Genomic DNA, 13,655 nt, shown 5'->3' with positions numbered 1-13,655 from the left:
ATGTTAAATTATAAAAAAATTCTCATTATTGCGATAATTGCACTACCTTCAAGGACAATGGCAAATGAAACAATTCCAAGTAAGAAACATGAGGAAAATAAAATGCATACAAACACAATACCAATAAAAAAAATAGAAAATTTATTTCAAAAAACAAAAAAACTTTGCTTTGGAAGATATTTATTAAATCTACCAAACGAGGCAGAGTTAATAATCGGAAATTCTGAAGTTGAACTATTTAAAGGAGGACCTGAATCTTTAAAACATCAAGCAGAAGTTGACTTAAAAAAAATACGATCTTTAAATATTTCCCCTGAAATTATTTACAATGGAAGTGGACCAATAGAAAACAGTTGGCAACTTCGATATTACAATAGCAAATCAGCCAAAGAAGACAATTTCATAATTTATCGAACCTTAATCAACAAAGGGAATTTCATATTTGCCATAGGCGACGCAGTAGATAATGGTGACACCGAAAGAGCAACAGCGGAAAGACAATTCCTTCAAGCAAAAAGTCTGCGTTTGCGTGCTACTGAAGAAATTCCGGTCACGCCTGGCCTTTGCGTAGAGCATGGATTCATAAGTGAAAATCAGTATAAATATCAAGAAATAGACGACGTAGGTATTTTTTTACCCAGCTTGCCAGATGTTACTTTCTCCATCAGTTCAAATAAGGATGCATACGGTGACTACCCGCCGACAGAATTTGAATCAAGGTTGCGTGGAGAACTATCACTACTCAGTCGCATACAAGACGCAAAAAAAATGCAAGGCAATCACTATCCCAAGCGCACCTTGCTGCGCGAGGGCAAACGCAACGTCCAGCACTGGAAAGGCGAAGAATCGCTGATACGTCGTACCGATGGCGTCCATGATTTTGAATGGGCATTTGTAGGCAAACCGAAAGACATCGCAAATCCATCTGTGCTGGAAGTCAAGATGTACACCAAAGTCGCCCACAACATGGTCGGCGCCGCCGAAGCCGCGTCGCTGACGGACGAAGAGGCCATCGCCTTGTGGGACAAGCTGCTATCGGGCCTGAAGTTCCGGGTGAAAGTGCCGGGTGCGCCGCCGGGCTCGTACTACATCGATCCGGACAAGCCGGCGCAGTGATGGCTGGATAAGCTCATGCTGGCGCCATGCCAGCCATTGCGCCAGCACGCTCCTTTTGCCTGGGAAGCTTCCATGCCCATCACCCTGCGCCCCGCCCTGCCCCTCGATATCGACGCCCTGTGGGCCCTGCGCACGGTGGCCGTGCGCGTCGGTTGCGCCACGCACTATGCGCCGGAACAGATCGCCGTATGGACGGCCTCGCCCGTGCCGGACTCTTATGCGGCCATGCTGGTTGCCGGTGGCGGCATCGTGGCGATGCACGGCGAGTCCATTGCCGGCTACGCCATGCTGGATGTGGATAAACACGAAGTCGATGCCGTGTTCGTCGATCCGGCGCGCGCGGGTCTGGGCATCGGCAAGCGCTTGCTGGCGGCGCTGGAGCAGCTGGCGCGCGCGCGCGGCATGGCGCGCCTGCACCTGTCCGCGTCGCTCAATGCCGTGCCGTTTTACCGCGCCGCCGGTTTTGCTGCCTTGCGCGAGGAAGCGTATGCGCATCCCAGCGGCATCAGCCTGGCCAGCGTGGCGATGGAAAAGGTGCTGGCCGCCGCCTGAGCCGTCAGTCGTCTGTCGCAGCAGCGTCGGATTCGGCCAGGCATTGCTGCAGCTTCGCGATCAGCGCGCGCACTGCGTCGTCGGCCAGGTCCAGCGGGGCGCCGTGCGCACCCACGGCGATCAGGCAGATGGCCGACCCGTCGTAGCAGGCGGCCAGGCGTTCTTCTTGATGATTCATATGACTTGTTCGTCCCACACCCGCAGCTGCGGCGCGCACCAGCCCGTCACCATGTCGAGGGCGTCCAGTATCACGTCTTCCAGCGGGTCTTCCCGCGCGCTGTCCTCCATAGACGGACGCAGTTCGTACAGCAAGGCGGCCACCTGCGCGGCCGTCACGCCGCTGGCGTGGTAGCGCGCAGGATGGCGCGCAGCGTCAACAAACCTGCGCTGGCGTCCAGCGCGGCGAACAAGTCCCTGTCGATATCGGCGAGGATGGTGTGCAGCATCTCAATCCGCTTCCCACGCGATGCCGGCCGGCCGCGCGCCGCCCGTCCTGAAAAACGCGAGAAAGGCACGCTCGCATTGGCCCACCTCCACGCACCACGCTTCCGGATACACATCCACCTGGCCATTCGACAGCAGGTAGCTGCATTCCCCCGTTTCCTCCTCGTCACCCAGCGAGTGAAAACTCAGGTCGTCCTGCCCCGACAGATACATCAGCCAGGCGTTGCCGCCATTGCGCAGCAGGCACAGGGCCGGGCCCTGCTCCGCATCAGTCGCCAGGGTCAGCCACAGTTCGCATTGCGCCAGCGCGCGCGCTTGCTGCAGCGCCTGTTCCAGCGCAAGGAGGTTATCCATCACATGCGCCTCGCCATGCAGATTCAGTTCCATCCTCATGCATGTTCTCCACTTAAATCAGCCGTCGCCAGCGCCGTACTCAGATACAGCTTGCCACTCAAGTCTTGCAATAAACTGCTCTGGCGCAGGCGGTCCATCACGGGGCCCTTCACTTCGGCCAGGTTCAGGCTGATGCCGCGCTTGGCCAGCGCGCTGTTGAGCTCGATCAAGCCCAGCAAGGCCGTGCTGTCGATCTGGTTGACGGCCGACAGCACCAGCACCAGGTGGCGCGCCGTCGGATGGCCGCGCAGTTCGTCTTCCACGCGCTCCGTGACGGCTTCCACATTGCCGAAGAACAGGCCCGCATCGATGCGCAACAGCAAGACGTCCGGCAGGGTTTGCGCCTCGTAGCGTTCCACGTTGCGGAAGTGCTCGCTATTCGGGATACGCCCCAGCACGGCGATGTGCGGACGGCTGGCGCGCCAGATCAGGGTGCCCATCGACAGCAGCACGCCGATCACCACGCCCGCTTCCACGCCCAGCACCAGCACGCCGGCCGTGGTCGCCAGCAGGGCCAGCGCATCGCTGCGGTCGTAGCGCCACGACAGTTTCAAGGTGTCCCAGTCCAGCAGGCTGGACACGGCAAAGATGATGGTGGCCGCCAGGACCGGCAGCGGCAGCAGGGCCAGCCAGCCCGTGGGCGCCACCAGCGCCAGCGCCAGCAAGCCCGCCGTGATGATGCTGGCCAAGGGGGTGTTGGCGCCCGCCTGGAAATTGACGGCCGAGCGCGAAATCGATCCGGTGACAGGAAAGCCGCCCGACAGCGCGCTGGCCACGTTGGCGGCGCCCAGGCCCAGCAGTTCGCGGTTCGTCTGCAGCTTTTCGCCGCGTTTTTGCGCCAGCGTCTGGGCGGCGGACATGCTCATCAAAAAGATGATGAAGGCGATCAAGAGCGCCGGCGACAGCAAGGTGCGCCAATGGGCGCCGGAGGTGGCCAGGTTCAGCCCGGGCAAACCACTGGGCACGTGGCCCGTCGTTTGCACGCCCATCGCTTGCAGGCCGCCATAGGCGACGAGCGCGATGCCGGCCAGCACCAGCGCCATCGGCGCCAGGCGCGCGCCCACGTCGGCCGCCACCGGGTTCAAGCCACAGCGCTGCAGCAGGCGCGATGCGTAACGCTTGGCCAGCCGCAGGAACAGCAGGCCGGACAGCCCGAGGACCAGGCTGGGCGTGTGCCAGTGGGGAAGGCTGGCGCCCAGCAAGGGTGTGATCTGGCCCCAGATGATCAGGATCGCGGCGCCATTGCTGAAGCCGCTGATCACGGGGCGCGACAAAAAGCTGGCCATGAAGCCCAGGCGCAGCACGCCGCACAGCAGCAGGACCAGGCCGCTGATGAAGGCCAGCTGGGCGGCCAGCACGATATACAGGGAGGAGCCGGGGTCGGCCAGCGGCGCCAGGGCCGCAGCCGTCATCAGCGAGACGATGGCCATGGGGCCCACCGATTGGGTCATGCTGCTGCCGAACAAGGCGTACAGCACGGGCGGCAAGATGCTGGCATAGATGCCCACCACGGGCGGCAAGCCGGCCACCAGCGCGTAAGCCATGCCCTGCGGCACCATCATCATGGCGACAACGATACCGGCGGTGATGTCTCCGGCCAACAGAGGACGCCGGTATTGCCTGAGCCAGAGCAGCATGAATGATCCCGAAATCTGAAAACCGAAGCCTATCATGCGACGCGGCCGGCTGACAGGGGGATATGTTCAGTCTGGCAGCAATTGCGCCTTCACGGCGTCGAGGATTTCCGCCGACAGGGCCTCGTCATCGACGGAACGGGCCAGCACCATGGCGCCCACCATGGCCGCAAACGTGGCGATCGCCTGCTGGCGCCGTGCTTCCGGCGCGCCGTCGGGCAGCAAATCTTGCAACAGCGCGAACTGCTGCTGCGTGGCTTGCGTAAACGCGGGACGCGCACCGGGCGACGTACGCGCCGCATCGACGCCCATGGCCACCGCCGGACAGCCGCCGCCCGGCTGGTCGCGGTGCCTGGTGGTCAGATAGTTCTCGATAATGGCCGGCAGCGCCCGCTGCGGGTCGCTGGCGACCTTCGCCCGCCAGCCTTCCAGCGACTTGTGCAAGGCATGCTGGCACGCTTCGATCATCAAGTCTTCCTTGGACGCGAAATGGCCATAGAAGCCGCCATGCGTGAGACCCGCGCTTTTCATCAGGTCGGCCACGCCGATGCCGTCGTACCCTTTTTCGCGGAACAGTCTGGCCGCCACGTCCACGATGCGCTCGCGGTTCAGCACTGCCTGTTCCCTGCTCACTTTCATGCCGCCTCCACTATGATGTTAATCATCATTTAATTTTACACCCGTTTACGCCACTCTGTTAGCAAGCGCACCGTTCGATGCGGGTGCCGCGCCGATACTGGAGTTTCGTTTACACGGAGGCCAGCATGAACGAGAACAAGGACCAGTCCGCCGGTAACTTGCAGCGCACGATACAGCAAGAGCAAGATGGCCGCGACGCCGCAGCAAAAAGCACGCGGGACAGCAAGCCTCCCGTGCAGACGGGCCACCGCAGCCAGCCTGCCCCGCCCCTGCCCGCCCAGCACCTGGCCAAACCCGGCAGCGAAGCGCAGATGTCGTTGAAACCCCGCTTCCTGGCGCCCGACTACTGCGGCAGCGGCAAGCTGGCCGGCATGGTGGCCATCATCACGGGCGGCGATTCGGGCATCGGCCGCGCCGTGGCCGTGCTGTATGCGCGCGAAGGGGCCGATGTTGTCATCATTTACCTGAACGAGCACGCAGACGCCAACGAAACGAAGCGCTATGTGGAAGCGGAAGGCCAGAGCTGCCTGCTGATACCCGGCGACGTGCGCGAGCAGGGCTTTTGCCAGCAAGCCGTCAAGCAAGTACTGGAACGGTTCACACACATCGACATCCTGGTCAACAACGCCGCCTTCCAGGAACACGCGGAGTCCTTGCTGGACCTGAGCGAGGAACGCTTCGACCTCAGCATGAAAACCAATGTCTACGGTTACTTTCACATGGCCAAGGCCGTGTTGCCGCATCTGCAGCGCGGTGCATCCATCATCAACACGGGGTCCGTGACGGGTTTGCATGGTTCCAGGCACTTGCTCGACTATTCCACCACCAAGGGCGCCATCCATGCGTTTACCATGGCGCTGGCCGGCAACCTGCTCGACAAGGGCATCCGCGTCAACGCCATCGCACCGGGGCCCGTCTGGACACCGCTCAACCCGGCCGACAAGACGCCCGAGGACATCGCGAAATTCGGCGCCGACACGGACATGCGCCGCCCGGCGCAGCCCGAGGAACTGTCGCCCGCCTACGTCTTCCTGGCCTCGCCCGCCTGTTCCAGCTACATCACCGGCATCATCCTGCCCGTCACCGGCACGGTGGGGAACTAGACCATCGCGCGCGCTGTGGCAAGGCGAATAAGGTGGGTATCGCCAGCGTAGTCATGCGCACCAAGCGGCATTTTTGCGCGCCCGTCCGCGCCAGCGACGCCATCGTGCTCTCGCGACGGGCATGAGCAGGGCATGAGCGAAACATGGAAACCCGGGCAATACCACGACAGCTATCGCGCAGACGTGCTGGCGCTGGTCAAAAAAAAGTCAAGGCCAAACTGACCACGACCATCACCCCGCCCGGGATGCTCTTCAATCATAAATTCGTTGACTTTGATCAAGCTTCTCGCTAGCGTATGCACACAGCCTGCCGTCCGGCAAGCCCTGTCATGCGTGCGGGAAAACAATGGATGCCGAGTTAGATCAGCTTATCCTCAGCGGCGCCCCTGGCGGCGTTGTCATCACGAATGAAGAGCATGTCGTCGTGCGCTGGACGATCGGCGCGCAGCGCATCTTCGGCTATGCCAGCGACGAGGCGCTGGGCCGCATGCTGTGGGAACTGATCTCGCTGCCGGGACAGGCCGAAGCGGCCCCGCTGATCGCCGAGACACTGGCGCTACAAGGCAGCTATGACCGCGAATCGCTGCGGCGGCGCAAGGATGGCGAACTCATCTACGTCGATGTCGCGTGCCAGGCCGCACGCGCCGCGCCGGACGCCCCCTGCTACCTGATTTCCACCATGAAGGACACGACCTTGCTGAAGGCGGCGCGCGACGCCCAGTTTGTCGATGTGCGCTACCGGGTACTGTTCGAATCGACGCCGGACAGCGTCATCATGGTCAATGCCACGGGCGCCATCGTGCTGGCCAACCAGCAGGCGCAGCGCCTGTTCGGCTATGCGGAGGGCGAATTGAGCGGCAGGCAAATCGATAGTCTGTTGCCGCAACGCCTGCGCCACGCGCACGTGGGGCACCGCGCGCGCTATTTCGACCAGCCGCGTACGCGCACCATGGGCGCCGACCTGGAGTTGCTGGGCTTACGCAAGGACAACGTCGAGTTCCCCGTCGAAATCAGCCTCTCGCCCATCCAGACGGAGATCGGCACCTTCGTCATCAGCGCCATCCGCGACGTCAGCGACCGGCGCCGGGCCGAGCAAAAGTTCCGCGGCTTGCTCGAATCGGCGCCGGACGCCATCGTCATCGTCAATGGCGATGGCGAGATCGTGCTCGTCAACTCGCAAACGGAACGCCTGTTCGGCTATTCGCGCGCGGAGCTGCTGGGACGCAATGTGGAAGTGCTGATCCCGGCCCGCTACGCGACTGACCATCCGCAACACCGGCAAGCCTTCTCCACGGCGCCGCGCGCCCGCTCCATGGGCGCAGGCCTGGAACTGTACGGCTTGCGCCGCGACGGCACCGAGTTTCCCGTCGAAATCAGCCTGTCGCCGCTGGAAACGGAGGAAGGCGTGCTGGTGTCGTCGGCCATCCGCGACATCACGGAGCGCAAGCGCATCGAACACACGCTCAATGAACAGAAAATCGAACTGGAGCGGGCCAGCCAGGCAAAGGACCGTTTTCTCACCAGCATGTCCCACGAATTGCGCACGCCGCTCAATGCCATCCTCGGCTTTGCCCAGCTGCTGGCCAACGAATCGCTGCCCGCGACCGTGCTGCAAAAGCGCGCCTTCGTGCAAAACATCGTCACCTCGGGCCGCCACCTGCTCACCTTGATCAATGAAATCCTCGACCTGGCGAAGATCGAGTCAGGCAGCCTGAGCCTGTCGATCGAGGCGGTGGCGCTACCCGCGCTGATCGAGGAAGTGCGCGTGATGGTGCAAGAACAGGCGCAGCAGCGCCAGCTCGAGATGGTCTTTTCGGTCTGCGCGCCGCTGACCGTCAGGGCCGACCATACGCGCCTCAAGCAAGTGCTGCTGAACCTGCTGTCGAACGCCATCAAGTACAACCGCCCGGCCGGCAAGGTGGAGCTGGAAATCTCGCAACCCGCTGCGCAGCGCGTGCGCATCGCCATCCGCGACACGGGCAAGGGCCTGGACGACGCGCAGATGGCCGAACTGTTCCAGCCGTTTAACCGGCTGGGCCAGGAGGCGGGCAGCGAGGAAGGCACGGGCATCGGCCTGGTCGTCACCAAGCGCCTGATCGAACTGATGGGCGGGGCCATGGGCGTGCACAGCTGCGTCGGCGTGGGCAGCGTCTTCTGGATCGAACTCGACACCATGGCCGCGCCGCCCGCCAGGATGCCGCTGGACACGGCGGGGCTGGCCGAACCTGCTGGCGACGCCGACGACGATGCCGGCGACCAGGCCCTGCTGCTGTACGTGGAAGACAATCCGGCCAGCCTGCGGCTGGTGGAAGACATCATCAGCTTCCTGCCCCATCTGCGCATGATCTCGGCCACCGACGCGCGCCATGGCATCGCGCTGGCGCTGGAGCGCCGCCCCGATGTGATCTTGATGGATATCAACCTGCCCGGCATGAATGGCAACCAGGCGCAGCGCATCCTGCGCAACGATCCGCGCACGGCGCACATCCCCGTCATCGCGCTGACGGCCAATGCCATGAAGGGCGACATCCACCACGGCCTGGCCGCAGGCTTTTTCCGCTACCTGACCAAACCCGTCGAGATTCCCCAGCTCAACGCTGCCATCGACGAAGCCCTGCAACTGACGCGCACCAGCCTGCCACTCAAGCCGGCGGACTGAAACCCAGCTTTTTCATGGCCCCGTCGATGCCCCTGGCGCTGCGCGCATAGCCAGCCCAGGGCGCATTGCCCACGTCGAGGCGGCCGTGGACGTTGCTCACATTCCACTGGTCGCCCGCCTTCAGCGTGTCGAGCTCGTCCCAGGCCAGCGGCACGGAAATGCCCAGCCCGGAGCGCGCGCGGGCCGACCACGCACACACGGTGGTGGCGCCGCGTCCGTTGCGCAAATAATCGATGAAGATCTTGCCGACGCGGTTGGCGGGACCGCTCTTGAGGACAAAACGCGCCGGCATCTGCTGCGCCATGTGCGCCACGATGGCTTGCGAAAACGCCTTGACCGTGTCCCAGTCGTATAGCGGACGGATGGGCACGACCACGTGCAAGCCCTTGCCGCCGCTGGTTTTCAGCCAGGCGGGCAGCCCCAGCTCCGTCAGGAAGGCGCGCAGCAGCATGGCCGCTTCGCGCATGGCGGGCCAGGCCACGCCCTCGCCCGGGTCCAGGTCGAACACCAGACGGTTCGGCGTGTCGTAGGCGCTGGCCAGCGCGTTTTGCGTGTGAAACTCCACCACATTCCACTGCGCCGCCGACAACAGGCCCTGTACGCTGGCCACTTCCAGCATGGGCGTATGCTCGGGATCGAGCCGCGCATCGAGCTGTTTGACACCGGGCATGGTCGACGTATCGGCATGCTTCTGGAAAAACAGCGTGCCGCCCACGCCGGCCGGCGCGCGCACCAGCGACACGGGCCGGCCCCGCAAATGCACGAGCATCTGCTTGCCCACCCGCGCGTAATAGCGCACCAGATCGATCTTGCGCGCGCCGCTGTCCTGGTCGATCACCCGGTCCGCATGGCTGACCTTGAAACTGGCCGGCAAGACGCTGTCCGGCGTGGATTGGTTTGGCATCGGTTTCTCCCTGTCGATTCGCAGTGGTCGCTCGCGCACGATGGCGGCCGGTTTTTTATCTTCGCACAGGCCATGCGGCAAGGCGGTCACATGGCAAGTGTAAGTATTTGTAATGGCGTGTCAACGCAATTGCCTCACGGCGCGTTTTTGCCTCAGTGACAGGGGAAATGCATCTCCTGAACTACCACCCACTTCTCGAGGAACTGCATCATGAAAAAACGCATTGTCAACCTGACTGCTACTCTGATCGCCGGCTTGTTCGCTACCGCAGCCTTTGCTCAAACGCCAGCACCAGCAGCTCCGGCCAAGGCCGAAGCCAAGCACACCAAGGAAGTGGCCAAAGCAGAAGCCAAGGAAACCAAAGCCGTCGTGAAAGCCGATGCGAAAGAAGCCGTCGTCGCAGCCGATGCGAAAGCCGATGTCGCCAGCGCCAAGGCCGACGCCAAAGCCACCAAGGCCAAAGCCCATCACAAAGCAAAAAAAGCCAAGGCCAAGGCTGACGAAGCCAAAACTGAAGCGACCGCAGCAGCAGCCAAATAATCAGTACCGCGCGTTTTTTGCGCCACACAAAAAGACAGCTTCGGCTGTCTTTTTTCATTTTCACCACCACATCATGCAGCAACGTCTTTCAAAACACCTGATTGTAAGAAAGTGTAAACAAGGTCAACGGCAACCTGGCGGGGCGCGTTTTATGCTCAGTGACACGGGAATCATCCCGGCACCAACAGACATACCAGACAAACCACCACCGAGGACTGCACCATGAAAAAAGCAATTGTTACCCTGATCGCCGGCCTGTTCGCTACCGCAGCCTTCGCCCAAACCCCTGCCGCCCCGGCAGCGCCCGCCAAAGTGGAAGCGGCCCACACCAAGGCTGTCGTGAAAGCGGACGCCAAGGAAGCGCAAGCCGTCGTCAAAGCCGATGCCAAAGAAGCGAAAGCCGTCGTCGCCGCGAAAACGGACGTGGCCAGCGCCAAAGCGGAAGCGGCCACCACGAAAGCCAAAGCCCATCACAAGGCCAAGAAAACCAAAGCCAAGGCTGACGACAAGCTGGCATCGGCCACCGCCGAAGCAGCTCCGGTAGCCGCACCCGCAGCAGCCAAGTAATCATCGACACACCATCACTTGCCACTTTCCAGGAAACTACAATGAAAAAAGTTATCGCCACCCTCGTCGCCAGCCTGTTCGCTACCGCAGCCTTCGCACAAACTCCAGCCGCTCCGGCAGCATCGGTTCCCGCCAAGGCGGAAGCGGCCCACACGAAAGCCGTGGCCAAGGCAGAAGCCAAGGAAACCAAGGCAGTCGTGAAAGCCGACGCGAAAGAAGCGGTTGTCGCCGCCGATGCGAAAGCCGATGTCGCCAGCGCCAAGGCCGATGCCAAAGCCACCAAGGCCAAGGCCCATCACAAGGCCAGCAAAGCCAAAGTGAAAGCGGATGCTGCCAAAGCAGACGCAGCAGTTGCTGCCACGCCGGCAAAGTAAGCACGAACATCGTCACGGGAGCGCGTCCGCCGGGTCTGCGCTAACGTGACCACTTCGCCTGCACTACCAGGGACAGCTTCGGCTGTCCTTTTTGCATGTTGCCTCTTGCACTGCGCCTTCATGCAAACCTCATCGAACAGGCCCGCTTGCGCGCGACAAAGCGACGCACATGAGGGACACTGGCACTCCCACCATTGCCACGAAGCCCATCCCATGCGCCACCTGCCCTTGCTCCTGATTGCCGCCCTGTGCCTGCCTTGCGCCGCCAGCGCGCAAGACACCCCAGCCACCCTGGAACAAGTCCTGCAAGCCCAGGACGGCGACAGCCATGGCGACTTGCGCGCAATCGTCGTGCTGCGCGATGGCGCCATCGTCGCCGAACGCTATTACAACGGCGAGACGGCCGACACCCTGCACGACATCCGTTCGGCCGGCAAGAGCATCACCGCCCTGCTGCTGGGCGCGGCCGTGGCGCGGGGCCAGCTGGCGACAACAAAAACGGTGGGCGACTACTGGCCCGAAGTGGCTGGCAGCCCGGCCGGCAAGGTCGCCCTCGACGACTTGCTGACCATGCGTTCAGGCCTGGCCGCCTTTGATGAAGAGGAACAGTCGCCGGGCAATGAAGACAAGCTCGATGCGGCGCCCGATCCCGCCGCCTTCGTGCGCGGCGTGCCGGCCGCAACAAAGCCGGGCAGCACCTATCGCTACAACTCGCTGGGCTCCTACATCGCGGGGAGAGTGGTGGAAAACGCCAGCGGCGCCGACCTGGAAGACTATGCCGCCAGGGTGCTGTTCGCACCGCTGGGCATCACGCGCTGGAGCTGGGGCCGCGACGTGGCCAAGCACCCGAAAGGCCAGGGCAATCTGTCGCTGCGCGCGCGCGACACGGCAAAAATTGGCCAGATGGTGCTCGACGACGGCGTGGTCGATGGCCGGCAGGTGATCGATGCAGCATGGATCAAGGCCGCGCTGGCGCCGCGCGTGGCCATCGGCACGGTGGACCGCTACGCCGACAGCTATGGCTATTTCTGGTACGCGAAGACACAGGACATCGGTGGACAGCAGATCGCCGTGCATTTCGCCTCCGGCAATGGCGGCAACAAGATCTATGTGATACCCGCGCGCCGCATGGTGGTCAGCATCGCATCGAGCGCGTATGGCAAGGGTTATGGGCAGCGCCGTTCGGCAGACATCCTGCAGGCCATCCTGAAGGCGGATGCAACGCAGATGTAAGCGTTTGTAATGACCGTCAACGCAAGCGTCCGGGGGCGCGTTTTATGCTCAGTGACACGGGAATCATCCCGGCACCAACAGACACACCAGACAAACCACCACCGAGGACTGCACCATGAAAAAAGTAATTGCTACCCTGATCGCCGGCCTGTTCGCCACCGCAGCCTTCGCCCAAACGCCAGCAGCTCCGGCAGTGCATGCCACCGCGGCAGCCTCGGTTCCCGCCAAAGTGGAAGCGGCCCATACCAAGGCCGTCGTGAAAGCGGACGCCAAGGAAGCGCAAGCCGTCGTCAAGGCCGATGCGAAAGAAGCGAAAGCCGTCGTCGCCGCGAAAACGGACGTCGCCAGCGCCAAAGCGGAAGCGGCCACCACGAAAGCCAAGGCCCATCACAAAGCCAAGAAAACCAAAGCCAAGGCTGACGACAAGCTGGCATCGGCCACCGCCGAAGCGGCACCAGCGAAGTAATTCCTTTCCACTGCATCAACCCGACAATACACCAAGGATCTCATCATGAAAAAAGTTATCGCCACCCTGATCGCCAGCCTGTTCGCCACCGCCGCTTTCGCCCAGACGCCAGCCGTCGCGCCAGTCGCTCCAGTAGCACCGATTCCTGTCGTCGCCCCTGTCGTCAAGGCCGAAGCACCGGCCGCCGCCGTCAAGCCAGCGACGCACAAGAAAGCCAAGCATCACAAGGCAAAGAAAGCCGCACCGGCAACGCCTGCAACACCAGCTGCTTCGGCCGCGGCGGCAGCTTCCGCACCGGCAGCAGCGCCAGCCAAGTAATCGCGGCGGCAGCAAGCAAAAAGACAGGGTTTTCCCTGTCTTTTTTTTCGTCCGCTTTTTCGTACATTTATTTCGGCATCAAGACCGTGTCGACGACGTTGATCACGCCATTCGACTGGTACACATCATAGGTGCTGATGTTGGCGCTGTTGCCGCCCTCGTCCATCACCACGATATTGTGCATGCCGTTCATGGCGAACATCAGCTTGCCCCCGCTGGCCGTGGACAAAGTGGCTTTCCCGTCGTGCATCTTGATTTCCCTGGCCAGCGCCTTGAAGTCATATTTGCCGGGCACCACGTGGTAGGTGAGGATTTTCGTCAGGGTCGCCTTGTTTTCCGGTTTGACCAGGGTCTCGACGGTGCCGGCGGGCAGTTTGCCGAAGGCCGCATTCGTCGGCGCGAACACGGTAAACGGACCCTTGCCTTTCAGGGTATCGACCAGGCCGGCCGCCTTGACGGCAGCGACCAGGGTCGTGTGGTCGGCCGAATTGACGGCGTTGTCGACGATGTCCCTGGACGGATACATGCTCTGGCCACCCACCATGGTCGTCATGTCGGCGGCAAAGGGGCTGCTGGCGGCCAGCATGGAAGTAATGAACAGTACTGCGGGAACGAAGGTGCGCATGGTGCTATCTCCTGGATGACTGCGTTTGCGTGATTGCAGGAGTATTTACGCGGCCTGTCGGCAAACGGATTCAACTGACTAAAAAAAA

Annotated in this window: 17 protein-coding genes; 10 read left to right on the top strand and 7 right to left on the bottom strand. The window is 61.9% G+C overall.

Annotated elements, in window-relative coordinates; translation table 11 throughout:
* Both ACP7DW_RS16015 and ACP7DW_RS16010 read left to right on the top strand, forming a co-directional pair.
* Positions 1-1,116 carry a T6SS immunity protein Tli4 family protein gene (locus ACP7DW_RS16015; RefSeq protein WP_426055255.1) on the top strand — a complete coding sequence of 372 codons (1,116 nt, stop codon included), beginning with the start codon at positions 1-3 and terminating at the stop codon, positions 1,114-1,116.
* A gap of 72 nt (positions 1,117-1,188) precedes the next feature.
* A complete protein-coding gene (locus ACP7DW_RS16010; protein WP_426055256.1) occupies positions 1,189-1,668 on the top strand; it encodes a GNAT family N-acetyltransferase in 480 nt (159 codons plus the stop codon).
* A 4-nt stretch (positions 1,669-1,672) separates the two neighbouring features.
* On the opposite strand, the gene ACP7DW_RS16005 is transcribed toward ACP7DW_RS16010, so the two are convergent.
* From ACP7DW_RS16005 to ACP7DW_RS15985, 5 genes are all read right to left on the bottom strand, one after another.
* Positions 1,673-1,846, bottom strand: coding sequence for a hypothetical protein (locus ACP7DW_RS16005; protein WP_426055257.1), 174 nt, complete (start codon positions 1,844-1,846; stop codon positions 1,673-1,675).
* Positions 1,843-1,980, bottom strand: a complete 138-nt coding sequence (locus tag ACP7DW_RS16000; protein ID WP_426055258.1) for a hypothetical protein — start codon at positions 1,978-1,980, stop codon at positions 1,843-1,845. Before ACP7DW_RS16000 ends, ACP7DW_RS16005 begins: the two co-directional genes overlap by 4 nt.
* Before the next feature lie 135 nt (positions 1,981-2,115).
* Positions 2,116-2,505 carry an Imm1 family immunity protein gene (locus ACP7DW_RS15995; protein WP_426055259.1) on the bottom strand — a complete coding sequence of 130 codons (390 nt, stop codon included), beginning with the start codon at positions 2,503-2,505 and terminating at the stop codon, positions 2,116-2,118.
* On the bottom strand, positions 2,502-4,142 hold the full coding sequence (locus tag ACP7DW_RS15990; protein ID WP_426055260.1) for a SulP family inorganic anion transporter: 1,641 nt from the start codon (positions 4,140-4,142) through the stop codon (positions 2,502-2,504). The genes ACP7DW_RS15995 and ACP7DW_RS15990 overlap by 4 nt, the downstream gene beginning before the upstream one ends.
* Positions 4,143-4,208: 66 nt before the next feature.
* Complete coding sequence (locus tag ACP7DW_RS15985; RefSeq protein ID WP_426055261.1) at positions 4,209-4,778, bottom strand: TetR/AcrR family transcriptional regulator; 570 nt, start codon at positions 4,776-4,778, stop codon at positions 4,209-4,211.
* A 125-nt stretch (positions 4,779-4,903) separates the two neighbouring features.
* On the opposite strand from ACP7DW_RS15985, the gene ACP7DW_RS15980 reads away from it, so the two are divergent.
* Positions 4,904-5,881 carry an SDR family oxidoreductase gene (locus ACP7DW_RS15980; RefSeq protein ID WP_426055262.1) on the top strand — a complete coding sequence of 326 codons (978 nt, stop codon included), beginning with the start codon at positions 4,904-4,906 and terminating at the stop codon, positions 5,879-5,881.
* 346 nt (positions 5,882-6,227) lie between these two features.
* Positions 6,228-8,540 carry a PAS domain S-box protein gene (locus tag ACP7DW_RS15975; protein ID WP_426055263.1) on the top strand — a complete coding sequence of 771 codons (2,313 nt, stop codon included), beginning with the start codon at positions 6,228-6,230 and terminating at the stop codon, positions 8,538-8,540.
* On the opposite strand, the gene ligD is transcribed toward ACP7DW_RS15975, so the two are convergent.
* The gene (gene ligD, locus ACP7DW_RS15970) at positions 8,524-9,444 is read right to left on the bottom strand and encodes a non-homologous end-joining DNA ligase (protein WP_426055264.1); all 921 of its coding nucleotides are present in this window, start codon (positions 9,442-9,444) and stop codon (positions 8,524-8,526) included. The genes ACP7DW_RS15975 and ligD overlap by 17 nt on opposite strands.
* Positions 9,445-9,654: 210 nt before the next feature.
* Here ligD and ACP7DW_RS15965 point away from each other — a divergent pair, with 210 nt between their 5' ends.
* The 6 genes from ACP7DW_RS15965 to ACP7DW_RS15940 all read left to right on the top strand — a co-directional run bounded on the left by ACP7DW_RS15965 (position 9,655) and on the right by ACP7DW_RS15940 (position 12,942).
* Positions 9,655-9,984: a hypothetical protein gene (locus ACP7DW_RS15965; protein WP_426055265.1), complete on the top strand. Its 330-nt coding sequence runs from the start codon at positions 9,655-9,657 to the stop codon at positions 9,982-9,984.
* 222 nt (positions 9,985-10,206) lie between these two features.
* The gene (locus tag ACP7DW_RS15960; protein ID WP_426055266.1) at positions 10,207-10,551 is read left to right on the top strand and encodes a hypothetical protein; all 345 of its coding nucleotides are present in this window, start codon (positions 10,207-10,209) and stop codon (positions 10,549-10,551) included.
* A 41-nt stretch (positions 10,552-10,592) separates the two neighbouring features.
* Positions 10,593-10,925, top strand: coding sequence for a hypothetical protein (locus ACP7DW_RS15955; protein WP_426055267.1), 333 nt, complete (start codon positions 10,593-10,595; stop codon positions 10,923-10,925).
* 213 nt (positions 10,926-11,138) lie between these two features.
* The gene (locus tag ACP7DW_RS15950; protein WP_426055268.1) at positions 11,139-12,158 is read left to right on the top strand and encodes a serine hydrolase domain-containing protein; all 1,020 of its coding nucleotides are present in this window, start codon (positions 11,139-11,141) and stop codon (positions 12,156-12,158) included.
* A gap of 115 nt (positions 12,159-12,273) precedes the next feature.
* The gene (locus ACP7DW_RS15945; protein ID WP_426055269.1) at positions 12,274-12,624 is read left to right on the top strand and encodes a hypothetical protein; all 351 of its coding nucleotides are present in this window, start codon (positions 12,274-12,276) and stop codon (positions 12,622-12,624) included.
* 45 nt (positions 12,625-12,669) lie between these two features.
* Positions 12,670-12,942: a hypothetical protein gene (locus ACP7DW_RS15940; protein WP_426055270.1), complete on the top strand. Its 273-nt coding sequence runs from the start codon at positions 12,670-12,672 to the stop codon at positions 12,940-12,942.
* Positions 12,943-13,009: 67 nt separating this feature from the next.
* On the opposite strand, the gene ACP7DW_RS15935 is transcribed toward ACP7DW_RS15940, so the two are convergent.
* Positions 13,010-13,567 (bottom strand): fasciclin domain-containing protein, encoded by a 558-nt coding sequence (locus ACP7DW_RS15935; protein ID WP_426055271.1) that lies wholly within the window; start codon positions 13,565-13,567, stop codon positions 13,010-13,012.
* Positions 13,568-13,655: the final 88 nt, after the last annotated feature.

The organism is Janthinobacterium sp. PSRC1-1 (assembly GCF_049897525.1).
Taxonomy (GTDB): domain Bacteria; phylum Pseudomonadota; class Gammaproteobacteria; order Burkholderiales; family Burkholderiaceae_D; genus Janthinobacterium; species Janthinobacterium tructae.
Note: the sequence above shows the minus strand (reverse complement) of the source record. Positions and strands in the feature narration are given on the sequence as shown.